The sequence below is a fragment of the Lentzea chajnantorensis genome (genome assembly GCF_054300775.1).
The window spans coordinates 4,911,705-4,935,552 of sequence record NZ_JBSDZT010000002.1; the positions used below are offsets into that span (position 1 = coordinate 4,911,705).

General features: G+C 72.1%; 17 protein-coding genes and 2 pseudogenes. 6 read left to right on the plus strand and 13 right to left on the minus strand.

Annotated elements, in window-relative coordinates; translation table 11 throughout:
• The first annotated feature begins 129 nt into the window (after nt 1–129).
• The 3 genes from ACVDFE_RS24390 (at nt 130) to ACVDFE_RS24400 (ending at nt 2,436) form a co-directional block, all read left to right on the plus strand.
• The gene (locus ACVDFE_RS24390; protein WP_458431986.1) at nt 130–402 is read left to right on the plus strand and encodes a hypothetical protein; all 273 of its coding nucleotides are present in this window, start codon (nt 130–132) and stop codon (nt 400–402) included.
• Nucleotides 403–758: 356 nt separating this feature from the next.
• Complete coding sequence (locus ACVDFE_RS24395) at nt 759–2,309, plus strand: tetratricopeptide repeat protein (protein ID WP_458431987.1); 1,551 nt, start codon at nt 759–761, stop codon at nt 2,307–2,309.
• A gap of 1 nt (nt 2,310) precedes the next feature.
• Entirely contained in the window at nt 2,311–2,436 is a 126-nt protein-coding gene (locus ACVDFE_RS24400; protein WP_458431988.1) for a hypothetical protein, read from the plus strand.
• Nucleotides 2,437–2,524: 88 nt separating this feature from the next.
• Here the strand turns inward: ACVDFE_RS24400 and ACVDFE_RS24405 are convergent, their stop codons facing one another.
• The 12 genes and pseudogenes from ACVDFE_RS24405 to ACVDFE_RS24460 form a co-directional block, all read right to left on the minus strand.
• Entirely contained in the window at nt 2,525–3,994 is a 1,470-nt protein-coding gene (locus ACVDFE_RS24405; RefSeq protein ID WP_458431989.1) for a DUF4185 domain-containing protein, read from the minus strand.
• A 128-nt stretch (nt 3,995–4,122) separates the two neighbouring features.
• Complete coding sequence (gene menC, locus ACVDFE_RS24410) at nt 4,123–5,223, minus strand: o-succinylbenzoate synthase (protein WP_458431990.1); 1,101 nt, start codon at nt 5,221–5,223, stop codon at nt 4,123–4,125.
• Nucleotides 5,220–6,029 carry a GNAT family N-acetyltransferase gene (locus tag ACVDFE_RS24415; RefSeq protein ID WP_458431991.1) on the minus strand — a complete coding sequence of 270 codons (810 nt, stop codon included), beginning with the start codon at nt 6,027–6,029 and terminating at the stop codon, nt 5,220–5,222. The genes menC and ACVDFE_RS24415 overlap by 4 nt, the downstream gene beginning before the upstream one ends.
• Nucleotides 6,026–7,087 (minus strand): M20 family metallopeptidase, encoded by a 1,062-nt coding sequence (locus ACVDFE_RS24420; protein ID WP_458431992.1) that lies wholly within the window; start codon nt 7,085–7,087, stop codon nt 6,026–6,028. The genes ACVDFE_RS24415 and ACVDFE_RS24420 overlap by 4 nt, the downstream gene beginning before the upstream one ends.
• Before the next feature lies 1 nt (nt 7,088).
• Entirely contained in the window at nt 7,089–10,307 is a 3,219-nt protein-coding gene (locus ACVDFE_RS24425) for a serine hydrolase (RefSeq protein ID WP_458431993.1), read from the minus strand.
• A 16-nt stretch (nt 10,308–10,323) separates the two neighbouring features.
• Entirely contained in the window at nt 10,324–11,352 is a 1,029-nt protein-coding gene (locus ACVDFE_RS24430) for a dipeptidase (RefSeq protein WP_458431994.1), read from the minus strand.
• Nucleotides 11,353–11,357: 5 nt separating this feature from the next.
• Nucleotides 11,358–12,074 (minus strand): annotated as a pseudogene (locus tag ACVDFE_RS24435) (ABC transporter ATP-binding protein); the annotation flags it as partial.
• The gene (locus tag ACVDFE_RS24440) at nt 12,071–13,948 is read right to left on the minus strand and encodes a dipeptide/oligopeptide/nickel ABC transporter permease/ATP-binding protein (protein ID WP_458431995.1); all 1,878 of its coding nucleotides are present in this window, start codon (nt 13,946–13,948) and stop codon (nt 12,071–12,073) included. The gene ACVDFE_RS24440 and the pseudogene ACVDFE_RS24435, both read right to left, overlap by 4 nt.
• Nucleotides 13,948–14,928 carry an ABC transporter permease gene (locus tag ACVDFE_RS24445; protein ID WP_458431996.1) on the minus strand — a complete coding sequence of 327 codons (981 nt, stop codon included), beginning with the start codon at nt 14,926–14,928 and terminating at the stop codon, nt 13,948–13,950. The genes ACVDFE_RS24440 and ACVDFE_RS24445 overlap by 1 nt, the downstream gene beginning before the upstream one ends.
• The gene (locus ACVDFE_RS24450; protein WP_458431997.1) at nt 14,925–16,469 is read right to left on the minus strand and encodes an ABC transporter substrate-binding protein; all 1,545 of its coding nucleotides are present in this window, start codon (nt 16,467–16,469) and stop codon (nt 14,925–14,927) included. Before ACVDFE_RS24450 ends, ACVDFE_RS24445 begins: the two co-directional genes overlap by 4 nt.
• Nucleotides 16,466–17,392, minus strand: a complete 927-nt coding sequence (locus ACVDFE_RS24455; protein WP_458431998.1) for a serine hydrolase — start codon at nt 17,390–17,392, stop codon at nt 16,466–16,468. The genes ACVDFE_RS24450 and ACVDFE_RS24455 overlap by 4 nt, the downstream gene beginning before the upstream one ends.
• On the minus strand, nt 17,389–18,780 hold the full coding sequence (locus ACVDFE_RS24460; RefSeq protein WP_360388739.1) for a serine hydrolase domain-containing protein: 1,392 nt from the start codon (nt 18,778–18,780) through the stop codon (nt 17,389–17,391). The genes ACVDFE_RS24455 and ACVDFE_RS24460 overlap by 4 nt, the downstream gene beginning before the upstream one ends.
• A gap of 235 nt (nt 18,781–19,015) precedes the next feature.
• Here ACVDFE_RS24460 and ACVDFE_RS24465 point away from each other — a divergent pair, with 235 nt between their 5' ends.
• The 3 genes and pseudogenes from ACVDFE_RS24465 to ACVDFE_RS24475 form a co-directional block, all read left to right on the plus strand.
• Nucleotides 19,016–19,747 carry an ABC transporter ATP-binding protein gene (locus ACVDFE_RS24465; protein ID WP_458431999.1) on the plus strand — a complete coding sequence of 244 codons (732 nt, stop codon included), beginning with the start codon at nt 19,016–19,018 and terminating at the stop codon, nt 19,745–19,747.
• A 3-nt stretch (nt 19,748–19,750) separates the two neighbouring features.
• Nucleotides 19,751–22,246: an FtsX-like permease family protein gene (locus ACVDFE_RS24470; protein WP_458432000.1), complete on the plus strand. Its 2,496-nt coding sequence runs from the start codon at nt 19,751–19,753 to the stop codon at nt 22,244–22,246.
• A 136-nt stretch (nt 22,247–22,382) separates the two neighbouring features.
• A pseudogene (locus tag ACVDFE_RS24475) lies at nt 22,383–22,490 on the plus strand (hypothetical protein); the annotation flags it as partial.
• A 52-nt stretch (nt 22,491–22,542) separates the two neighbouring features.
• On the opposite strand, the gene ACVDFE_RS24480 reads toward ACVDFE_RS24475, so the two are convergent.
• Nucleotides 22,543–23,832: a cation:proton antiporter gene (locus ACVDFE_RS24480; RefSeq protein ID WP_458432001.1), complete on the minus strand. Its 1,290-nt coding sequence runs from the start codon at nt 23,830–23,832 to the stop codon at nt 22,543–22,545.
• Nucleotides 23,833–23,848: the final 16 nt, after the last annotated feature.

Sequence of the window (23,848 nt, forward strand, 5' to 3'; positions counted from 1 at the left end):
GAGGTGGTGGAAGCGGAGGTCACATCGGCCACCACCAGGTGATCGCCGGGCTCCCGAGATCGTCTCGGTTCACACAGGGGCCAGCCATCTCCGTCGGCCGGCTTCTGCACGGATGTCGTGGAGGGCGTCATGCACTGGAGCGCGTACGAGGTCTTCTCGGTTCTGAGCGGGGTCACGGTGCTGATCCTCGCGCTGGTGGCTCGTGGAATGAATGGCAGGAGTCGGGCTCTGGCTGTGTTCAGCGGCCTCTTCTGCATCGTCCTCGGATTCTACGTAGCGGCTCAAACGAACGGAACCTACTACTTCCCGAGGCGCATTTTCTTCATCCCGTTCGTCGCTGTGGGCTGCACGATTTATGAGGTCGTCAAGCGCAAGCGTGGAACAGGCGCGCGGCGATACTGAAACAGGTGGGGAAAGCATTCAGGATCTTCGCGTGCTCGTGATGATCGACTGCATGAACGCTTTGCGAATTCTGGTCTGGTAACAGTTGGGGCCCGTTGAGCGGGCGGTGTCCACCGACGAGCAAGTGCCGCGGTCGAGTGACCGAGGTGGACGTGGTGCCGGACCTTGCCCCTGTCACGCTCTGCCAGGGAGAAGTCCTCGGTGAAGTCCACCCGCGAGGCGGTCCGAACCTCGTGAGGAGGTGCCGCCGATCCACGTCCCGCCGCTCTCCGTGCTGGTTGGATGTGCGAGTGGTCTGGCTTCCCGTAGACGCGATCTGGTGCACCATCGGCACGGTCTGGTTCACCGAAGATGACGTGTTCGCACATGCGGACATCGACCGCTACGAGTTGGGCCAGGAACTCTGCGAGCAGGTCGGCCCGTTCCAGGTGCTGGCGGGTCAGGTGGTCGCTGTCGTGTGTGACCGTCAGGTGCGGTTGACCGGCGCCGATGGCCGGTTGACCGGCGAGTGTTCCTGCCCGGCGGGGCTCGGCGGTGTCTTCTGCGAGCACTGCGTGGCCGTCGCGGTGCTGGCTGTCGACGTCGTACGTCCACTGGATGCCAAGGCGCTGCTCACCGCGGTGGACTCGGTCAGCAGGACACGTCCGGACGCCACGTACCCGGACCGCTGGGCCGATGACGCCGAGAAGCTCCTGCTCACCTTGGAGGAGGCCACCATCGGCCACCCGGCGGTCACCAGGCCGCTGTACCAACGGCTGGTGCGGCGCTTGGCGCGCAACGGGTCGAACCTCGGCTCCCACGAGGCCCACCACCTGTGGTCGGACGCGGTGGAGCAGGCGACCACGGGTCTCGTCCAGGCGTGCGTGCGCGAACCGGCGGACCCCGACGAGCTGGCCGTCTGGGCTTTCGACCTGCAGGCGGAGGAACCCGCGCACTTCCTCGACGTCGCCGATCTGGTGGAGGCGCTCGGTCCGCGCGGGCTGGCCACCTACCGGCGGCGGTTGGACCAGGCGCACCGGAACCTGGCCCCCGAGGACCCCTATGACCACCACTCGGTGCACCAGCACGGTGTGATCGCCTACATCCGCGAACAGTTCCTGCTGGCGTTCGAACCGGATGTCGAGGTCCTGAGCGCTTTCTACGCCGAGAACCCACGCCCCGGCAGTGCCGTGTCGATCGCCAAGGCGTTGCGTTCCGCCGGCCGGGTCGACGAAGCCCTCGCCTGGCTCGAAGACGTGCCACGGAGGAGCCACGAAGGCGACGACGAACTCGCGCGGCTGTACGAGCTGCGCGGCCGGTACCGGGACGCGGCCAGGGCCCGCTGGGACATTTTCGAACGCTTGCCCCATTCGGGTCACTACCGCGCGCTGCTGGCCGTCGCCGAACCGCTGGACGCCGTGGAGTACGCGACGGACCGCGCCATCTCCTGCCTGGAAGGCCTGCGGCAAAGGGACGAGAACGCCGACGACCTGCTCGCCGAGCTGTACGGGACGCGCGGCCGGCACCGGGACGCGGCCAGGATTCGCTGGAACATCTTCGAACGCGTGCCCCACGGCCACTTCGACCGGAACCGGGAACGAGCGTACCGGTCGCTGCTGGCTGCCGCCGAACCGCTGAACGCGGTGGAGTACGCCAAGAACCGCGCCTTCGCGCATCTGCGCGAACAGGTGGCGCGGTCCGGAGCTGACGCCGCCACGTCACTGGTCCACCTGCTCTTCGTCGCCGGCGACGAAGAGCAGGCGTGGCGAGTGGCGCGGGAACACGACCTCGACGACCGTCAGCTCGCGCACATCGCACGTGCGCTCGCACACCGGCATCCGGCCGCCGCGATCCCGGTCCTGGTGCGGGCGGCCGAGCTGCACGATCGACCGTCGCACGGACAAGGCCAGGTACGCGCGGGCCGGTGAGGTGCTGGCCGAGATCGAGGTGCTGCACCACCGGGCCGGGTTGGACTTCGCTGACTGCCTGGACCAGTTCACCGCCGCGCACCACCAGCCGGCGCTGCTGGCTGCCTTGGCCAAGGCCGGCCTGTGAAGGCGACCTGCCGCCACGCTCGACATGACGGCCAGCACCGGCACCGGACAGGGTTGAACCGGGTGTCGCCCGTGGCCGGCCCGGTGTTCTAGTCGGTCGGCGCCATCGCCCCCGCTCGGTGGCGTGCCGCCGACACCCCGGTGTTGGCGCTCGCCGCAGACCTGGTCACCGCCGCGATGTCGGCCCTGCTCACGCGGTCGTCGGTGTTGTCACCGAGTACCGCGATCTGCTCGGCCAGCGGCAGCTCCTGCCACTGCGGCGACACCGGCCCGACGTGCCCGGGAAGGGCGGGCTCGTCCTTCGTCACCGCCAGCGTGTCACCGACCGAGCCACGCGCCGCGACGGTGCCGTACATGTTGCCGGTCCACTGGCGGACGCCGTAGTACTCCGATCCGACCCATTGCGACAACAGGATGTGGGAGTTCGCCAGCGTCGAGTACGGATGCACGATCGGCGCGTAGATGTTCTGGGCCTGCGCGTAGGTCACCTGGGTCTTCGGGGCGGTCCACAGGCCTGTCGGGTACGTCGCCGTCTGGGTGACCGCGCCGCGGCCGCCGTTGAGGAACGACAACACGACCCGACCCTCGATGACCTGTGCCGACAACTCGCCGATGGCCTCGGTGCGACTCGGTGCGTTGATGATCGGCGTGATCGGCCCGTACTGGCGCCAGTCCCAGCGACCGGAGCCGTCGACGCCCCAGAAGCGGTACTGGCTGTAGTTCCACATCTTGTCCCACGGCACCCGCATGAGGTGGATGCCACCGCCGTTCCACCGGCCCTCGTTGGTCCCGTAGATGTAGACGAAGTTCTCACCCGGCCACATGATCATGGTGTTGTTCTGGAACAGGCTCATGTCGCCGCTGTTCCAGTAGTCCATGTTCTCCCGGTTGGTCTCCAGGTTCCACGTGGTGGTCCAGTTCTCCGCGTGGGTGTCGGTGGACGTCCACAGCCGGGAGTACCAGGTGCGCCAGCTGCCACCGGCGCTCGGGATGCCGCCCTGCTCGGGGATCGCCCAGTCCCGCACGCCGAACGTGCTCATGATGTAGCGGCCGTCGGGCAGGTGGATCAGGTCGTTGGGGATCTCGGTGACGACCTGCCCCGGCGTGTTCCTGGCGTAGTTGGGGTCGTTGTGTCGATAGGGGATCAACTCCTTGGCCCGTGAGCCGCCGATGGCGTTGTCCCAGCGGATGCCGTTCTGCAGGTCGGTGTTCGACTGGCGCAGCCCGACGGGCGAACGCCAGCCGGTGACGTTGACCGGCACCGGCTGGTCGAAGGTGTCGCCGAAGATGGAGATGCAGTAACCGTGGTTGGTCCGTGCTGTGAACCCGAGGTCGGTGCCCCGGAAGCCGAACCGGGCCGTCTCGTTGCCCGTGAGGTCCTTGAGGTAACCGGCACGCGGGGTGCCGGCTGCGCCGGCCGTCCCGGCGCCGAGCCCGCCGAGCCCGCCGCCGAGCAGTGCGCCGGCGGCCCCCTTCAGGAACGTCGCACGGCTGAAGCCGCGGCCCGTCCGTGTTGTCGGATCGGTGCCGTCGCCGCTGGTGTGGTCGTCGCGTCGCATTCCGCTCCTTCAGGAGTTCGCGCTGTGTGACCACGACGCTACCTACTGTTCCGGAAAACCGGAATGACCAGAGGCTCACCGGTTCCGGAACGTCGGTCCCGGAACCGGAGAGCAGATCAGCGCGGCGCTCATGCCAGAGGAACCCACTCGGTCTTCACCGTCACCTCGTCGAGCACCTCCTGGAGCGGCTCGACCCCGAGCCCCGGTTCGGTGGGCACCCGCAGGTGCCCGTCCCGCAGCACGAACGGCTCGGTGACGTCCAGCGCGTAGTACCGGTCCGACGCCGAGGTGTCACCGGGCAGCGTGCACCCCGGCAACGCCGCGAGCGCCACGTTCGCCGCCCGCCCGATGCCGGTCTCCAGCATCCCGCCGCACCACACCGCGATGCCGTGCGCCGCGCACACGTCGTGGATGCGCCGCGCCTCCAGGTACCCGCCGACCCGGCCCGGCTTGATGTTCACGACCTGGCACGCGCCCAGCGTGATCGCGTCGGCGGCCGACCGGGCGGAGGTGATCGACTCGTCCAGGCAGATCGGGGTCCGCACCACCTTGGCGAGCTCGGCGTGGGCGAGGATCTCCTCCTCGTCCAGCGGTTGCTCGATCAGCAGCAGCTCGAACGGGTCGAGCTTCGCGAGGTGGCGGGCGTCGGCCAGGGTGTAGGCGGTGTTCGCGTCGACCTGCAGCAGCACGTCGCCGAACCGCTCCCGCACCGCGCGCACCGGCTCGACGTCCCAGCCCGGCTCGATCTTCAGCTTGATCCGGACGTACCCCTGTTCGACGTACCCGGTGACGGCGTCGAGCAGCTCGGGGATCGAGTTCATGATCCCCACCGACACGCCGCACGGCACGGACTCGCGCGTCGCCCCCAGCTCGCGGGCGAACGACCGGCCGGCCGCGCGCAGCTCGGCGTCCAGCACGGCCATCTCCAGCGCGCCCTTGGCCATCCGGTGGCCGCGGAACTTCGCGAGCCGCGGCCCGACGGACACGGCGTCGACCTCACCGGTCAGCGCCGGCACCAGGAACCGCCGCAGCACGTCCGCGCAGCCCTCGGTGTACTCGGGCGAGTAGACCGGGTCCACCATCGCCACGCACTCGCCCCAGCCCTCGCCCACGTCGGTGACGGCGCGCAGCAGCATCAGCGTGCGCACGGTCTGCGTGCCGAACGACGTGCGGAACGGGCTCTTCAACGGCATCTCGACCCAGCGGAGCTCGACCCCGGACAGCCTCATGACGACTCGTTCCTCTCGACGACGTACCACCCGGCCCGGTCGAACCCGGTGACGCGGGCACCTCCCGCGAGCAGCCCGCCGAGGACCTCCCGCACGGCGTGCCGCCACTGCCGCGCCGCGTCCGGGTTCGCCACCCGCAGCGCCTCGACGTCCGGCGGCACCGCGACCAGCACGGTGGAACCGCCGGTGGTGCCGGGCACCGGCAGGCCGTCGGCGGAGATGCCCAGCCCGACCACGCCCCTGGCCTCCACGACCCGCGGCGTGCCCGCGCACACCGCGGCGACCTCCGGTGACGTCACCCGCCAGTGCACCAGCAGCCGGTCGCTCTCCACGCCGCCGTTGATGCTGTCGCGCATGTCGCCGTAGAAGTCCGGCAGGTACTCGGCCGCGTCGGCACCGAGCTTGCCCAGGTTGAAGTAGGCGTTGCGGCGCACCAGCGGGTCGAACGTCCAGGTGACGGCGGTCAGCCCGCGGGCCAGCGCCCACGCCCGCTGGTCGAGCTTGAGCGCGTAGCCGACGTTGCGCCCGCGCATCCGGGCCGAGACACCGGCGATGTGGCTGTGCAGCGTGCCGGCCGCCGGTGGCGAGCAGAAACCGATGCACGCGCCGACGAGCTCGTCGCCGTCGAACGCGCCCGCCACGTAGCTGCCCGCCTTGGCCATCGCCCGCAGCAGCTCGGCGGTGACCGGGGGAGTGTTCCCGCTCGACCGCCAGATCTCGGCGTAGAGCCGTTCGGTGGCGACGAGCTCGGACTGCTCGGTGAGCTGGCGGACCACGACGTCCTGGGCCAGCAGCGGTTCGGTCATGTGGTCAGCTCCCTCACCAGTGCCGAGAGCAACGCGGTGCGCGGCGCCAGCTCGGACACCAGCACGTGCTCGTTCTCGGCGTGTGCGCCACCGCCGACGGCGCCGAGCCCGTCGAGCGTCGGCACGCCTGCGCCCGCGGTGAAGTTGCCGTCGGAGGCACCGCCGACCGCGGCCCGGGTCAGCGGTCCGCCCAGCCGGGACGCGAGCGCGAACAGCTCGGCGGACATCGCGGCCTCCAGCGGCGCGCGGTTCGGGCCGCCGGTCACCTCGACCTCCGCCCCGTCGAGCACCGGTTCCAGCGCCCGCATCGCCTCGTCCACGCGCAGCTGCTCGTCGAGGTCGCGCACGCGCACGTCCACCATGAAGCTGCCGTGCGCGGCAACGGTGTTCGTGGTCGTCCCCGCCGACAGCACGGTCGGCGTCACGGTCGTACCCGAGTCTACATCGGACAGTGCGGCCACGGCGAGGATCTGGTGGGCCGCCTCGATCGTCGCGCTGACACCGCGCTCAGGTTCGAGCCCGGCGTGCGCGGCGCGGCCGTGCAGCACCACCTCGTACATCGACGTGCCCTTGCGCTCGGTCTTGAGCGCGCCGCCGTCCGCCGACCCCTCGGTGACGAGCACGGCCTGGTGCTCGCGCGCCTCGGTCTCGATGAGGCCGCGGGAGGACGGCGAGCCGATCTCCTCGTCGCCGGTGATGAGCACCGTGACGCCGTCGGGGGAGTCGAGCGCGGCCACGGCGTGGAAGATCATCACCACGCCGGTCTTCATGTCGAAGCAGCCGGGACCGCGCAGCACGCCGTCCCGCACCGAGAACGGGATGCGGTCGAGCGTGCCGATGGGCCACACCGTGTCGTGGTGGCCCAGCAGCAGCACCTTGCGCGGACCACCGCCCAGCCGCCACCGCAGGTGGGTGCGGCCGTCGAGCACGATCCGGTCGGGGGCGCTGCCGAGCAGGGCCGTGCCCACCTCGGCGGTGACGTCCGCGCTGCGGGCGACGGCGGCGAGGTCGGTGGACGGGGACTCGCAGTTGATGAGGCGTTCGATGTCTTTGAGCACGTCAGGACACCTTAGGCGTGGCGCGGACGCCCATGTGCAGGTACTGCTCGCCGGTGGGCAGCGTGTAGAACACGACCGAGGTCCAGCTGTCCTGCTCGGAGTCCCGGCACACGAACAGCTCGTCGGTGATCGGCACGAGGTCGACCTCCGGCGGGTCCGGCACGAGCCCCGCCAGCGATCCGGTGACCGTCATCGCCAGCCGCAGGCCTTTCTCGCCCTCGGACACCTCCAGGCGCGCCGAGGCCCGTTCGTACCGGCCGACGTACCGCGCGGTGTCCACCTCGACAGGGTCGCCGGGCTCCAGCGGGCGCGGCATCGCGACACCGGCCAGCTCGGCGAAGATCTCCCGGTACAGCTCCAGGTAGAGCTCGCGGGCCTTGCCGCCGTTGGTGAGCAGCGTGACGGCGAGGCCCTGCTCGGGCAGCAGGCGCAGGAACGCCGACTGGCCGATGGTGTTGCCGTCGTGGCCGATGAGCCGGTGACCGTCCCAGCCGAACCGGATCCAGCCCAGGCCCCACGAGTCGCCGAGCGCGTTCGGGTCGGGCACGTCGGTCTGCTTCTCGGTCATCGCCGCCGCGGTGGCCTCCGCCAGCACGGACCCGCCGCCGGTGAGGTGCATCTTCGCGAACTCCAGCACGTCCGCGGTCGTCGAGAAGATCGTCCCGGCGGGGCCGAGCGAGCGCGGCAGCTGCCACACCGGGGCCGGCTTCGCCTCGCCGTCGGCGTCGATGTGGCCGACGGCGGCGCGGTGCATCAGCGCCTCCTCCGGCAGCGTGCCGGTGCGGTCCAGGCCGAGCGGGCCGAAGAGCTTCTCCCGCATGGCCGCGTCCCACGTCTGCCCGGTGAGCTTCTCGACCACCCGGCCGGCGAGGGAGAACCCGCTGTTGCAGTAGGAGAACGTGGCGCCGAGCGGGTGGTTCTGGCCCGCCTCCACCAGCTGCTCGACATAGCGCCGCAGGCAGTCGTCGCCGCGGCCGGTGTCGGTGAACACGTCGCCGTCGATGCCACTGGTGTGCGTGAGCAGGTGCCGCATGGTCACCTTCTGCGCGACCACCGGGTCGGCCAGCTTCAGCTCGGGCAGCACGTTGGCGATCAGCGTGTCGAGGTCGAGCAGGCCCTCGTCGACCAGCCGCATCACCACGGTCGCCGTCCACACCTTGCCGATCGAGCCGATCTGGAACACCGAGTCCTGGGTGACCTCGACCCCGGTGGCCGTGTTCAGCACGCCGTGGCAGGCCTCGGCGACGTCGTCGCCGCGCAGGATGCCGAGCGCCGCACCGGGCACGCCGTGCTTCTTCGCGAGCACGGACAGCCTGCGCTGCCAGTGCGCCGCGTCCAGGGCCCGGCCCTCACCGGTGTGCTCGCGCACCCAGTCGACCACGCGCCGGTTGAAGTCCTCGCGGTGCGACGGCGTGCCGTTGAGGATGAACAGGTGCGAGGCACCGGGGTAGAGCACCAGCCGGGCCGGGACGTCGTTCTGGCGCAACGCGGTGAACCACTGCTCGGCCTGCCCGGCCGGGCACCGGTCGTCGCTCGCGCCCTGGTAGATCAACGTCGGCGTGCGGACGTCGTCGACGCGGGTCAGCGGGGACAGCTCGGCGAGGTGGTCGCCCGCACCGCCCAGCTCCAGCGCGGTGAGCGCGTGACCGGCGTCGGACGTGCCCGCCATGCTCGTCAGGTCGCTGACCACGCCACCGGCGACCGCGGCGGCGAAGCGGTGGTCGCGGCTGGTCAGGTAGCAGGTCATGTAGCCGCCGTAGCTGTAGCCGGTGACGGCGAGCCGGGCCGGGTCGGCGGTGCCGTCGGCGACCAGCTGGTCGAGCGGCTCCAGGAAGTCGCGCGCGTCGGCCTTGCCCCACGCGCCGAGCGCAGCCTGGTAGAACGCCTCGCCGTAGCCGTCGCTGCCGCGCGGGTTGAGCAGCAGCACCGTCCACCCGCGCCGGGCCAGCACCTGGTGGTACAGGTGCACCGGGTCCGCGGAGCCGTTCCACGCGTTGTGCGGGCCGCCGTGGATGTCCAGCAGCAGCGGGGAGGGGCCGGTGCGCTCCGGGTCGCGGACGAGCCAGCCGTGCACGACGGTGCCGTCGGAGATCGTGAACTCGCGCTCCCGCGGCACGAACCGGTCGGCGCCGCTGTCGTGCCCGGTGCGGACGGTCACCTCGCCGGTGGTCAGGTCGACCGTGGCGATCTCGCCGTAGGAGGTGCCGCTGCTCAGCACGACCGCCGCGGTGGTGCCGCTGACCGACAGCCCGGACACGACCCGGGAGTCACCGCCGACGAGCAGTCTGGGCGCGTCGTCACCGTCGACCGCGTACAGCTGCGTGCAGCCGCGGTCGCGGGCGCAGAACACCACACCGGTCGGCGTGAGCGCGGGCTGACCGCCGGGGTAGCCGGCCATGCCCGGCATGACGTTGCGGTCCAGCGGCGCGGCGAGGTCGCGCGGCTCGCCGCCGTCCAGCGGCAGCTCCAGCAGGCCGAGGTGGCCGGTGTCGGTGGTGGTGCGGCCGGTGACGAGCAACGCCGACCCGTCGCGCGACCACGTGATCGTCGCGGCCTGGCCGTCGGCGAGCCCGACGAGCCTCGGCTCACCACCGGCGGCGCTCACGACGTGCACCGGCGCGCGGAAGGTCAGGTCGGCGTCGCGGTCCGTGGCCGCCGCGAAGGCGAGCCGCGTGCCGTCCGGTGACCACGCGGGCGGGCCTGCGTGCCAGTCGCCGCTGGTGAGCTGCCTGACCTCGCGGCCGGCGAGCGTGAGCACGTGCAGGTGGCTGCGGACCGTGCGCAGGAACCCGGCCCCGTCGGCCTTGTAGTCGAGCCGGTCGGCCACGACGGGTGCCTTCGCGTCGCCCTCGTCGACCGGTGCGCTGAACGCGACCGCCGTGCCGTCCGGGCTCCACACCGGTGCCCCCGCACCGAGCGGCAGGGTCGTGAGCTGCTCGGGCTCGCCGCCGTTCGCGGGCAGCAGCCACAGCTGGGCGGGACCGTCCTGGGCGCGCAGGAACGCGATGCGCGCGCCGTCGGGTGAGAACGCCGGTGCGACGTCGGCCTCGCCCCTGGTGAGCCGGCTCGGCTCGCCGTCCGCTACGCGCCACAGCGACCGCAGGTCGCGGTCCCGCTCGCGGTCGGTGGTGCGCAGGACGTACACGACCTCGCTGCCGTCGGGGGAGATCGCGGGCTGCTCGGGCAGCGCGAAACCGTACAGGTCCTCGATGGTGGTCACGGTGCAGATCCCCTCGTCAGTGGTTCGGCTTGCCGAGCTCGGCGCGGAACAGGTCGAGCACGTTCGCGCCGAGCACCAGCGCGATGTCGTCGTCGGGCCACCCGCGCTCCTGCAGCGCCTCGGTGACCAGCGGCAGCCCCGCCGGCCCTTCGAGCCCGGGGAGGAACCGGTCGGTCGGCACGCCCTCGATGAACTGCGCCTCGCAGCACGGGGGAGTGACGTCCTCCAGGACCTCCTTCACGAAGTCCGGTCCCAGGCCCACGTGCCGGATGCCCATCACGCCCGCGATGTGCTCGATGTGGTCGACCAGCCGCTCGATGCGGAAGTCGGTCTCGTGCAGGAACGGCGCGAAGAAGTTCACGCACACCACGCCGCCGTTCGCCGCGATGGCCCTGAGCTGGTCGTCGCTCAGGTTGCGGTGGTGGTCGCGCAACGCCCGTGCCGACGAGTGCGTGGCGATCACCGGCCGGGTGGCGAGCTCCAGCACGTGCTCGACACCGGCCACGCCCAGGTGGCTGACGTCGAACATCATCCCGAGCCGTTCCATCTCGGCCACCGCCGCGACGCCCGCCCTGGTCAGCCTGCCGCCGGTGGCGTCCTCACCGCTGCCGTCGGCCAGCGCGGTGCGGCCGAAGTGCGCGAGCGACGCGATCCGCACGCCGAGCCGGAACAACGTCTCCAGCAGCTCGACGTCCTCACCGACACCCGGTGCGCTCTCGAGTGCGAGCACGAGCGCGATGCGGTCGTCCGCGAGAGCGGCGTCGACGGTGGTGCCGTCGTGGCAGAGCGCGACGGCGTCCGGGTTCGCCTCGGCGATGCGGTGTGCGGCCTCGATCATCCGCAACGTCTGACGCAGCGCCCCCTCCGGCCGGAACACGTCGTCCACGAACACCGGCAGCACCTGCAGGTTCACCCCGCCCGCCCGCAGCTGCGGCAGCCAGCGCTCGCGGAAGTGCGGCACCCAGCGCTCGACGGGCCGGTGCGCGATCGCGTCGAGCAGGTCGTTGTGCGTGTCGGCGACGACGCAGCGGTCGTGCAGATCCATCAGTACGCCTCCAGCAGTTCACGGGTGTAGTCGTGCCGGGGCCGCGCGAGGACCTGGTCCGCCTCGCCCTCCTCGACGATCCGGCCGCCGCGCATCACCGCGATCCGGTCGCTCACGTACCGCACGACGGCCAGGTCGTGGGAGATGAACAGCATCGACAGGCCGAGCCGCCGTTGCAGGTCGCGCACCAGGTTGAGCACCGCGCCCTGGACGGACACGTCGAGCGCGGAGGTGATCTCGTCGGCGATGACCACCTCCGGCCGCCCGGCGAGCGCCCTGGCGAGCGCGACCCGTTGCCGTTGCCCGCCGGAGAGCCGGGCGGGCAGCGCGGTCGCGCGGTCGGGGTCGAGGTGCACGAGCTCCAGCAACCGGGCGACCTCGGCGCGGCGGTCGGTGCCCCTCGGCATCGCCTCCGCGATCGACTCGCCGATGCTCATCCGCGGGTCGAGACTGGAGTACGGGTCCTGGAACACCATCTGCAACCCGCGGTCACGCCGGCGGAGCCTGCGGACGTCCACGCCGCCGAGCGAGATCGTGCCGGAGGTGGCGTCGACGAGGCCGACGGCGGTGCTCGCCAGGGTGGACTTGCCGGAGCCGGACTCGCCGACGAGGCCGACGACCTGCCCGGACGGCACGGTCAGGCTGACGTCGTCCACGGCCAGGTGCCCGGTCCTGCGGTGTCCGTAGTGGACGGACACGGACTCGAAGCGCAGCTCGCTCACGTGGTTCCCCCTCGGCTCCCGGCAGACTCGGCCAGTGCCGACCGCTGCTGCTCCTCCACCCGCCAGCACGACACCCGGTGTCCCGCCGCGACCGCGGTCAGCACCGGCTCCTCCGCGCGGCAGCGGTCGTCCGCCAGCGGGCAGCGCGGAGCGAACGGGCAGCCCGCCACCACCTCGGCCGGCTCCGGCGGCCGTCCGGGGATGACCGCGAGCGGCTGGTCGCGGTCGGTCTCCAGCGTCGGCACCGCCGCCAGCAACGCCGTCGTGTACGGGTGCCGTGCCGCGGTGAACAGCTCCGCCGTGGGCAGCTCCTCGACGATCCGCCCCGCGTACATCACGAGCACCCGGTCGCAGGTCCGCTGCACGACGCTGATGTCGTGGCTGATCAGCAGGACCGCCGTCGAGCGCTCGTCGCGGATGCGGCCGAGCAGCCGCAGCACCTCGCGCTGCACCGTGACGTCCAGCGCGGTCGTCGGTTCGTCGGCGATCACCAGCCGGGGATCGCCCATCAGGCCCATCGCGATCATGGCGCGTTGCCGCATGCCGCCGGAGAACTCGTGCGGGTACTGCTTGGCGCGTTGCCCCGGCACCCGCACCGACTCCAGCCGGTCCGCCGCCCGCTGCCACGCGTCCTTGCGCGACATCCCCTGGTGCTGCTCGGAGACCTCGGCGAGCTGGCTGCCGATGCGCCGGGTCGGGTTGAACGACGTCATCGGGTCCTGGAACACCATGGCGAGCGACGTGCCCAGCTCGCGGTCCGGCGTGCCCTCCACCGGTTTCCCCAGGAACTCCAGGCGGTCCGCGGTCACCACACCGGGGTGCTCGACCAGCCGGGACACCGCGAGCGCGGTCAGGCTCTTGCCCGACCCCGACTCGCCGACCACCCCGACCACCTCGGCCTCGCGCACGGCGAACGACACCCCGCGCACCGGCGTGACCCAGCCGTCCGGACCGGGGAACGACACCCGCAGGTTCCGCACGGTCAGCACGCCCTCGTCCGCCACCTCGTCCACAGTGGACGGAGCAGGCACAGGCCGGCCGCGCCGCACCGGCGGTGGCCGGTGGCCCAGCACGGCCGCGGCCGCCTCGCCGAACAGGTTGAACGCCAGCCCGGCGACGACCACGGCGACCGCCGGTCCCAGCGCGGGCGCGGGGGAGACGTAGATCCGGTTCAGGCCCTCGCCGAGCAGCCGGCCCCAGTCGTAGGACGGTGCCTGCACGCCGATGCCCAGGAACGACAGTCCCGCGAACGCGGTCAGCGCCGACCCCGCCGCCAGCGTCGCGTTGATCACCAGCGGCTCTGCGACGTTCGGCAGCACGTGCCGCACCAGGACGCGGAACCGGCCGACGCCGCTCACCCGTGCCGCCGCGATGTAGGACCGGCCGCTCACCGACGCCGTCAGCGTCTGGGTGAGGCGGGCGAACGACGGCGCGAGGGCGAACGCGATGGCGAGCACCGCACCCGTCGTCCCGGTGCCGAAGACGACCGCGAAGAACAGCGCCAGCAGCAGACCGGGGAACGCCACCGCGATGTTGACCGCCGCCGTCACCACGCGCCCGGCCCAGCGCGGCAGCACCGCGGGCAGCGCGCCGAGCACCACACCCGTGCCCACGCCGACCACGGTCGCCAGCAGTGCCAGGCCGATGGTCAGCCGGGTCGCCACCAGCACCCGGTGGAGGATGTCGCGCCCCAACGCGTCCGTGCCGAGCGGGTGCGCCGCGGACGAACCCTGCTGCAGCGCGTCCGTGTCGATCGCGCCGGCCTGCTCACCCCAGAGCAGCGGGGCGAACAGGGCCAGTCCCGCGAGCAGGAGCAGCAGGACGGCGGACGCGGCACCGACCGGTGTGCGGGCGACTGCGAGCCAACGGCGCATCACGCCTCCCGGATCGTCGAACGGGGGTCGAGCAGGGCGAGGACCACGTCCACGGCCAGGTTCACCAGCAGCACACCGGTGCCGTAGACGAGAACGATGCCCTGCACCGCCGGGTAGTCCTTCTGCTGGATCGACCCGACGATCGTGGAACCCAGACCCGGCCAGGCGAACACGTTCTCCACCAGCACGGTCCCCGCCACCAGCGCGGCGAGCATCATCGCGCCGAGCGTGAGCGTCGCGGTCAGCGCGTTGGGCAGCGCGTGCCGCAGGTAGACCAGCCGCGCGGGCAGCCGCTTCGCCCTGGCCGTGCGCACGAAGTCGTTGCCCAGCACGGACAGCAGCTCCACCCGCACCATCCGCGCGAGCACCGCCGCCGGGCCCAGCGCGAGCGCCAGCACCGGCAGCACCCACGAGCCGGCGGCGTCGTTGCCCGCCACCGGGAACCAGCCGAGCGTGACGGCGAACAGGCTGACCAGCGCGACCGCGAGCAGGAACTCGGGGATGGCCGCGACCACCACGCTCACCGAGGTGAACCCGAGCTCGCCGCCGCGCCGGCGACCGCCCTTCGTGAGCACCGCCATGCCGACGCCCACCGGAACCGCCACCACGACCACGACCAGGAACGCCAGCACCGCGAGCTGCACGGTGGCGGGCAGCCGGTCGCCGATCAGGTCCGCGACCGGCGTGCCGCTGACCAGCGACACGCCGAAGTCGCCGCGGACCAGGTCACCCAGGTAGTTCCAGTACTGCACGAGCAGCGGGTCGTCCAGCCCCAGCGCCTCCCGCCGCGCGGCGACCACGTCGGGCTGCGCGGTCAGGCCGAGCGCCTCCCGCACCGGGTCACCGGGGATCAGGTGGATCATCAGGAACGCGGCCGTCACCAGCGCCCACAGCGAGGTCGCGAACCGCACCGCCCGCCGCCGCGCGAACGGCAGCCACGAGGCGCCGCTCGAAGCCGTCGAGGTCGTGGCGGTGGTCACGAGGCGAGCATCCGGATCGAGGCCGGGTCGAGGCCGTCGCTCATGGTGAACCTGGCGCCCTTGACGAACGTCGGCACCACGGCGTCGAAGTACGGCAGGAGGTCGGCGTTCTTCACCAGCGCGGACTCGGCCCTGTTCCAGTTCTCGCAGCCGGCGCTGCCCGCCTTCGTCGCGGCGAGCTTCGTCTGCTCGGCGTACTCGGGGTTGGTGATGGCACCGAAGTTCACGCCCTGCGGCGGCACCGGGCCGGCCGCGAACGGCACCAGCTGGCTGGGCAGCCCGAGCGTGATCGGCGCCATCGAGACGTCCCACGCGCCGGTGCTGAACAACGCCTGGTTGAGCCCGGCGGAGTCGACCGGCTGGATGGTCACCCGCACCCCGATCTCCTGCCAGGCCTTCTGGATGAGCTCGGCGGTCGCGGTCAGCGTCGGCCCGAGGATGGTCGGCTGCATCAGCCGGATCGTCAGCGGCTTGGTGTCCTTCGACCACCCGGCGGCCTTCAGCGCGTTCTCGGCGGCGGCCTTGTCGAACTTCGGCAGGTGCGCGCTCACGTTGTCACCGGTGCACGGCCGGGGTTCGACGGTCACGAAGCTCTGCGACGGCTTGCCCTTGCCGCTCGTGAGCACCTTGCCGACCTGCCCCAGGTCGAGCGCCTGCAGCAACGCCCTGCGCACGGCCGGATCGCTGCCGGGCAGCCCCTGCGCGTGGTTGAACGCGAACATGCCCAGCGGGGTCGCGTAGTCGACGTGGTCGACCTTCTGCGCCAGCAGGCGTTCCTGGTCGGGACCGGCGACCGTGGCCGCGGTGAGCTGACCGGACAGCAGCAGGTTGACCGCCGTCGTCTCGTTCGGGATGACCCGCAGGACCACCTTGTCCGGCAGGCCCTGCTGCTCCTGCTGCCAGTCGCCGGGACCCCACGCGTAGTCCTTGCGGCGGGTCAGCGTGTAGTGGTCGTTCGGCACGACCTCGGAAATCGTGAACATCCCGGTGCCCTGCTCGCCCTTCGCGAGCAGCGACCGGTCGGCCATGCCCTTCGCGCAGACGATCGGCAGCGTGCCGACGTTGGTCAGCAGGAACGCGTCCGGCGCGCCGCTGGTGACGGTGACCGTGCGGGTGGCCTCATCGGCGGTGGCCGTGGTGCCGGGGGCGACCTGGAGGCCGGCCAGCGGCGACTTGTTCTGCGGGTCGCCGACGAAGTTGATGTTCGCGGCGACGTCGGCCGCGGTGAGCGGCGCGCCGTCGGCGCACGTGACCCCGGAGCGCAGCGTGAAGGTCGCCTTGCTGACGTCGGCGTCCCACTTCTCCGCGAGCCCGGACACGACCTCACCCGAGCGCGTGGGTTCGACGAGGCGGCCGTAGAGGAACCGGCCGACCTGGCGCGCGACGGACAGCACCGTGAGCGCCGGGTCGAGCGTGCCCGGATCGGCGCCGACGGACAGGGTGAACGTCCCGCCCTGCGCCAGCGCGCCGGACGAGGTGCCGCCGGAGCCGCAGCCGGCCACCAGGGTGATTCCCGCTAGCAGAGCGATCGTGCGCTTCATGAGGTGCTCCGGAGGTGGTCGACGGCGAGGCGTCCGGCGCGGCCGATGACCGCGTCGACGGCGGGCTGGCGCAGGACCGCGGAGTCCGCGCGGGTGAACACGGCGACCGCGTAGTCGCGGCCGTCGGGGTACGTGACGACGCCGGCCTCGTTGCGGACACCGGGCAGCGTGCCGGTCTTGGCCGCGACCCGGACGTCGGAGGGGAAGCCGGAGCTGAGCCGGTGCGGCCAGACCTGCCTGGCCATGATCGACCGAACCCGTTCGCACGCCTGCGCGACGGCGGCGCGGTCGGTCCAGATGGCGTCCAGCAGCGCGGTGACCTCCCGCGGCGTCGAGGAGGTGGTCCGCTGCGGGTCCACTATGGACAGGTTCCGCACGACCTCCCACGTCGGTGCCCCCAGCACCTCCTCCGCCTGCTCCACGCCCATGGCGAGGTCCGCGGTCATCGAGGCGAACAGGTCCTCGCAGCAGCCGATGATCCGCGTGCGGTGCAGGCCGAGGCGGTCGAGCACCCCGTCGACCGCGGCCTGTCCGATCCGGTGGAACAGCACGTCGGTGGCGGCGTTGTCGCTCATGGTCATCATGAACAGCGCCAGGTCCCGCCAGCTCATCTCGACGTCGTCGGCACACCCCGCGGTGCCGATGCCGCCGATCCGGTAGCGGGACGTGACCCGCGTGCGCTCGGTCTCGTCGAGGCGCCCGGCGGCCACCTCCGCGGCGTAGGCGACCGCCACCGGGATCTTGAACACCGACGCGAGCACGACCTGGTCGTCCGCGCCGACGCACACCTCGGGCCCGCCGGTCACGCCGACCTCGCGGGCGTGGACGAACCCCTCGGCACCGGCTTCGGCGAACGCGGCCCGGATGCGGTCGGAGATCGCGCTGCCGGTCACCGCGCCGTCCGCCACCGCGCTGTCCGTCACGGGGCCACCCGGCGGTCCGCGCGGCCGGTGTGCAGGTACAGGGCCCGGCCCTGGCCGTCGTCACCGACGAACGCGTGCGGCAGGTAGATGCCGAGCGTCGGCTCCGCGGCCACGAGCGTGTCGCCCTCCCACGGGAACAGCTCGGTGCGGCCGGCGCGTTCCGGGCTGAGCTCGGCCATGATCCCCTTGGGCACGAGCTCCATCCAGATCCGGCCGTCGTCGTCCTGCGTCACGACCCGTTCGCCGACCGAGGACGTGTAGGTGCCGACGAACCGCGCGCCGTCGGGGCGTTCGGCGGCCTGCGCCGGTTCTGGCATGGCGGGCAGGTCGACGCCGGCGAGCTCGCGCAGGACGTGCCCGACGACCTCGCGGTACAGCTCCAGCGTGTTGCCGCCGTTGGTCAGCAGGCTGACGGCGACGCCCTGCTCGGGGACCAGGCGCAGGAAGGCGTTCTGCCCGATGGTGCCGCCGTCGTGGCCGACGACCGTCGCACCGGGCAGGTGGAACAGCTCCCAGCCCAGACCCCAGGTGTCGCCCATGACCGCGAGCTTCGGCACCTCGACCTGCACCTGCTGCATGGCGGCGACGCTCTCCGGCGACAGCACCCTCGTGCCGTCCTGCGCGAGGCCGCCGTCGAGGTGCATCCGCGCGAACGCGAGCAGGTCGCGGGCGCTCATCGCGAGCATCGACCCGGCGGGGGCGTTCGAGCGCACGAGCGCCCAGACCGGTGCGAGCTGCGGACCCTGCCCGGGGTCGTGCGTGAGGTGCCCGGCCGCGGCGCGGAACAGGATCGCCTCGTAGGCGTCGGTGGCCGCGTGGGTCAGGCCGAGCGGTGCGAACAGGTGCTCGTGCAGGCAGCGGTCGTAGTGCTTGCCGCGCACCACCTCCACGACCCGGCCGAGCACGGTGTAGCCGGCGTTGTTGTAGCTGAACATCCCGCCGGGTGCGAAGAGCTGGGGCGTGTCGTGCAACGTCGCGATGTACTTCTCCACGGAGTCGTCGCCGCGGCCGGTGTCGGTGAACAGATCGCCCTCGAAGCCCGCCGTGTGGTTCAGCAGCTGCCGCACGGTGATCCGCTGCGCGGCGTCCTCGTCGGCGATGCGGAACTCGGGCAGGTAGGTGCGCAGCGGGGCGTCGAGGTCGACCAGGCCCTCGTCGACCAGCTGCATCACGAGCGTCGTCGTCCAGACCTTGGTGATCGACCCGATCTGGAACAGCGAGTCGGTGGTGGTCTCCACACCGGTCTTCTTGTTGAGCACCCCGGCCGCGGCCTCGACCAGCTCGTCGCCGGCGAGCACGGCGGCGGTGGCTCCCGGCACGCCGTGCCGTGCGACCAGCTCGGGCAGGTTCTGCTGCAACCAGTCGTTGATCTCGTTCAGCCTCGACATGCACGTGCCCCGTTCACCTCGACGTGACTCCGGTCGCGGGCAACGCTAGGTTCGGCGGCCCCGCGGACACCTCGTGCGGGCCGACGAATCTGACACCCCGGGTTCGTCCGCTCCGACGAACGCCCTGGCGTGGTGGAGCAGGCTCCACCTCCGGCCGGGCAGTCTGCGTGATCGTTCCGAAGGGGTCGCCGAACCTACGTTTCTCCTGCAAGCAGGACCTACCGAGGAGAACGTGATGAGGGCAGACGCGCTGTCGCTGCAGGCGGTGCGCAAGGTGTACGGCACCGGGGGTGGTGCGGTCACCGCGCTGTACGAGGTGACGGTCGGCATCGGCCGGGGCACCTTCACCGCCGTGATGGGGCCGTCGGGATCGGGCAAGAGCACGTTCCTGCACTGCGCGTCCGGCATGGACAAGCCGACCTCGGGACGGGTGCTGCTCGGCGACACCGACCTGGGCGCGCTGAAGGAGGCCGCGCTCACGAAGGTGCGCCGCGACCGGATCGGGTTCGTCTTCCAGGCCTACAACCTGCTGCCGTCGCTGACCGTCGAGCAGAACATCACCCTGCCGCTGCGGCTGGCCGGCCGGTCCACCGACCGCAGGTGGCTGCACGAGGTCGTCGAGCGGGTCGGGCTGGGCGACCGGCTGGGGCACCACCCCGCGGAGCTGTCCGGCGGGCAGCAGCAGCGGGTCGCCATCGCGCGGGCGCTGATCGCCCGGCCCGAGGTCGTGCTGGCCGACGAGCCGACCGGTGCGCTGGACTCGCGCACCGCGCACCAGGTGCTGACCCTGCTGAGGTCCATTGTGGACTCGATGGGGCAGACGGTGCTGATGGTCACGCACGACCCGGTGGCCGCCTCGGCCGCGCACAGCGTGCTGTTCCTGGCCGACGGACGGCTGGCCGGCGAGCTCGTCGCGCCGACGCCGGAGAAGGTCGCCGAGCGCATGACGCACCTCGGGGAGTGGTGAGCCGTGCTGATCCTGGCCTGGCAGACCGTCAAGGCCCGCACCGGCGGGTTCATCGGCGCCTTCGTGGCGATCCTGTGCGGCACGGCGCTCGTCGCGGCGTGCGGCGTGCTCATGGAGTCCGGGTTGCGCGGTGGCGTGCCGACCCAGCGGTACGCGGCGGCGGACGTCGTCGTCAGCGGTGACCGGATCGTGCGACCGGAGGGTGGGGACGTCCTCGCGTTCGAGCACGCCAGCGAACAGCCGCCGGTCGCGGCGGGGCTGGTCGACAAGGTCCGCGCGGTGCCGGGTGTGCGCGCCGCGGTCGCCGAGCAGACCTTCCCGGCCACGGTGGTCACCGCGGACGGGCAGGTGCTCGCGGACAAGCCGTCGTTCGGCCACAACTGGGGTTCGGCGGTGCTCTCGCCGTTCACGTTGAAGTCCGGGCGGGCCCCGGCGGCGGGCGACGAGGTGGTGCTCGACGCCGGGCTCGCGGCACGGGTCGGGGACGAGGTGCGGATCGCGACCCGGTCCGTGCCGGTGACCTACCGGGTCGTCGGGGTCGCGGAGGGCGCCGGGTCGAGGCAGGCGTCGGTGTTCTTCACCGACGCCGAGGCCGACGAGCTCGCCGCCCATCCCGGCAAGGTCAGCGCCATCGGCGTGCTCGGCAGCGGCGGGGACGCCGCCGGGCTCGCCGACCGGGTCGAGGACGCCCTCGCCGCTGACCACGTCTCCGTGGCCTCCGGTGCCGACCGCAGCGCAGCCGAGTTCGACGACGTCAGCCAGACCAAGTCGATCCTCGCGATCATCGCCGGTTCCTTCGGCGGTTACGCCGTCCTCGTCGCGATCTTCGTCGTCGCCAGCACGCTCGCGCTGGCCGTCGAGCAGCGACGCCGCGAGTTCGCCCTGCTGCGCGCCGTCGGTGCGACCCCGCGCCAGGTCCGCAAGCTCATCGGCGTCGAGACGCTGGTGGTCGCGGCGGTCGCCGGTGTGCTGGGCAGCGTGCTCGGCATCGCGGTCAGCCAGGGGCTGCGCAGCGCGTTCGCGCAGATCGGTGTGGTGCCGGCGGACTTCGAGCTGACGATCAGCCCGATCCCGCTCGCCGCCGCACTCCTGATCGGACTGGGCGCGGCCCGCGTCGCCGCCTGGAGCGCGGCGCGACGGCCGTCCTCGATCAACCCGGTCGAGGCGCTCGGCGAGGCCTCCCTGCAGAAGCGCGACCTCGGCCGGGTGCGGCTGGTCGTCGGCTGGGTCACCCTGGCCGTCGGCGTCGGCGCCACCGCGGTGCCGCTGTTCGTCCGCGGCCAGCTCGGCGCCGCGATGTCGGTGATGGCCGCCCTGGTGATCATCATCGGTCTGTCCCTGGTCGGGCCGCGCGTCGTGGGCGGGCTGGTGCGGCTCGTCGCACCGGGGCTCGGCCGGCTCTCCCGGGTCAGCGGGCACCTGGCAGCCGCCAACGCGCTCAAGAACTCCCGCCGCATGGCCGCCGCCGTCACGCCGCTGATGCTCGCGATCGGGTTCGCCGTCGTGAACTTCTACAGCCAGACGACGTTCACCGCCGCGGTGCAGCAGGAGACGACCAGCTCCATCACCGCCGACCACGTCGTCACCGGCGTCGCCGGGGTGCCCGCGGAGCTCGCCGGTGCCGTCCGGGACCTGCCCGGCGTGACCGGGGTGACGCCGCTCGTGCGCACCGAGGTCATCACCGCGCGCAGGACCGGTGACAGCACGGAGGTCAACCGCGGTCCCGCCCACGGCATCGACTCCGACGCCGCCGTCGACCTCGGTGTCACGAGCGGGACCATCGGGGACCTCACCACCGGCACGGTCGCGCTGAGCGACTCCTACGCGTACTGGAACGACAAGAAGATCGGTGACACCGCCGAGTTCTGGTACGCCGACGGCCAGCCCGCGCGGCTCAAGGTCGTGGCGACGTTCAAGCACGACCTCGCGTTCGGCGACCACGTCATGTCCGCCGCCGACGCTCGCGCGCACACCAACGCGGGCATGGACAGCGCTCTGCTGGTGCGCACCGACGACGCCGCACGGCTGACCGACCTGGTCGGCCGCTACCCCGGCCTCGCGCTCACCGGTGCGCTCGACGGACCGGACCGCAGCGACCAGCGGGCGCAGTTCCTGCTCAACCTGGTCGCCGTCGGCGTGATCCTCGGCTACGTCGCCATCTCGGTGTCCAACACCCTGGTGATGTCGACCGCCCAGCGCCGCCGCGAGTTCGCGTTGCTGCGCCTGGTCGGCACCGGTCGCCGGCAGGTCGTGCGGATGATGCGGGCGGAGGCGCTGCTCACCGTCGGGATCGCCGTGGTGCTCGGCACGCTGGTGGCGGCGTTGCCGCTGACGTTGCTCGCGCTCGGCGCCACCGGCACACCGCTGCCGGCCGGGCCGGGGTGGGTGTTCCCGGCCGTGCTCGCCGGTGCGGTGCTGCTGGGCACCGCGTCCATCGCGGTCGCGACCCGGTTGTCGTTGCGCGCCAAGCCGATCGACACCATCGGCATGCGCGAGTGATGATCAGTGGCCCCGGCCGGGTGCGCATCCTCTTCTCGTGCCGCCCGGCCCACGGCCACCTCCACCCGCTGGTGCCGCTCGCCAGGGCGGCACCGGCACCGTGCTCGGCGCGCTCGCGGCGGGCCTGCCCCAGCTGGTGCTGCCGCAGGGCGCCGACCAGTTCGTCAACGGCGACGCGCTGTCCGCGGCCTTGAACACCGAACGGGCGCGCCACCTCCTCGGCGACCCCACCACGCGGGAGGTCGCCGGGGAGGTGGCGCGGGAGAGCGCGGCGATGCCCGGTCCGGCGGCGGTGGTCAGGCAGCCGGCCGCGCCGGCGTCCTGGGGGCGGGCTCCACCTCCGGTTGCAGGTCCATGCCCGCGGGCAGCGAGGCGCGGTAGATCGGCATCGCGGCGGCGGTCGTCAGGATGGCGACCGCCACCAGGATCGCGAACATCTCCGGCGTCACCAGGTTGTAGGCCAGGCCGATGTTGATGAAGATCAGGATCATCAGCCCGCGCGCGTTCATCAGGCCGCCCACCGCGGAGGCGTAGCGCCACGAGTAGCCCTGCGCCCGCACGACCAGCCCGCAGCCGAGGTACTTGCCGACGAAAGCGGCCAGCATGACCACGGCGAGCTGCCACCACAGCGCCCCACCCGACCCGAACCCGGACACCTGGGTGTTGAGACCGCTGAACGCGAAGAACACCGGCAGCAGCAGGATCGAGTTCAGGTCGGTCAGCTTCGTCTCCAGCTCCCGGCGCAGCACCGGCGACTTGGGCATCGCGAGCCCGGTGATGAACCCGCCGAACACCGAGAACACCCCGATGAAGTCGGTGAACCAGCCGGCCACCAGCACGACCAGCAGGATGACCGCCATGGCGTCGCGGCTGAGCTCGCCGGTGCGCTCGGTCTGCTCGCCCAGCTTCGCGAGCCACCTGCGGCCGATCGTGAGCATGACGACCGCGAACACCGCCGCGCCGATGATCGTGCGCAGCGCACCGCCGGGGCTGCCCGACGCGCCGACCGCGATGATCAGCGCGAGGAACGCCCACGCCACCGCGTCGTCGATCGCCGCGGCCACCAGGGTCAGGCCGCCGATCGGGGTGTTCGCGATGCCGCGCTCCTGCAGGATGCGCGCCAGCATCGGGAACGCGGTGATCGACAGCGCGCCGCCGACGAACAGCATGAACACCCACAGGCTCGACCCCTGCGGGCTGAGGGAGTCGAAGAACAGCATCGCCGCGCCCGCGCCGAGCAGGAACGTCGGCACGATGCCGGACACCGCGAGCACCGACGCCCTGCGCGCGTTGGCACCCGTGGTCAGGCCGTGGTCCAAAGAGGACCCGACCAGGAACATGTAGAACGTCAGCCCGATCGTGCTCAGCACGTACAGCGTGCTCTTCACGTCAGCCGGGAACAGCTGGGCCTGCAGACCGGGGGCGACGGCACCGAGCAGCGCCGGTCCGAGCAGCACGCCCGCGACCATCTCGCCGACGACCCTGGGTTGCTTGACCAGCATGGCCAGCCGCCCGCACACCGTGGTCGCGACCAGCACGACGGCGAGCGCTGCGAAGACCTGCAACGCGAAGTGGATCTGGTTCACCGGGGATCTCCTGGGG

Excerpts from the sequence above, each read along its gene's own strand:
- ACVDFE_RS24390 (WP_458431986.1), top strand. The coding sequence starts at position 130 with ATGCACTGGAGCGCGTACGAGGTCTTCTCGGTTCTGAGCGGGGTCACG.
- ACVDFE_RS24405 (WP_458431989.1), bottom strand. The coding sequence starts at position 3,994 with ATGCGACGCGACGACCACACCAGCGGCGACGGCACCGATCCGACAACA.
- menC (WP_458431990.1), bottom strand. The coding sequence starts at position 5,223 with ATGAGGCTGTCCGGGGTCGAGCTCCGCTGGGTCGAGATGCCGTTGAAG.
- ACVDFE_RS24415 (WP_458431991.1), bottom strand. The coding sequence starts at position 6,029 with ATGACCGAACCGCTGCTGGCCCAGGACGTCGTGGTCCGCCAGCTCACC.
- ACVDFE_RS24430 (WP_458431994.1), bottom strand. The coding sequence starts at position 11,352 with ATGGATCTGCACGACCGCTGCGTCGTCGCCGACACGCACAACGACCTG.
- ACVDFE_RS24440 (WP_458431995.1), bottom strand. The coding sequence starts at position 13,948 with ATGCGCCGTTGGCTCGCAGTCGCCCGCACACCGGTCGGTGCCGCGTCC.
- ACVDFE_RS24450 (WP_458431997.1), bottom strand. The coding sequence starts at position 16,469 with ATGAAGCGCACGATCGCTCTGCTAGCGGGAATCACCCTGGTGGCCGGC.
- ACVDFE_RS24460 (WP_360388739.1), bottom strand. The coding sequence starts at position 18,780 with ATGTCGAGGCTGAACGAGATCAACGACTGGTTGCAGCAGAACCTGCCC.
- ACVDFE_RS24465 (WP_458431999.1), top strand. The coding sequence starts at position 19,016 with ATGAGGGCAGACGCGCTGTCGCTGCAGGCGGTGCGCAAGGTGTACGGC.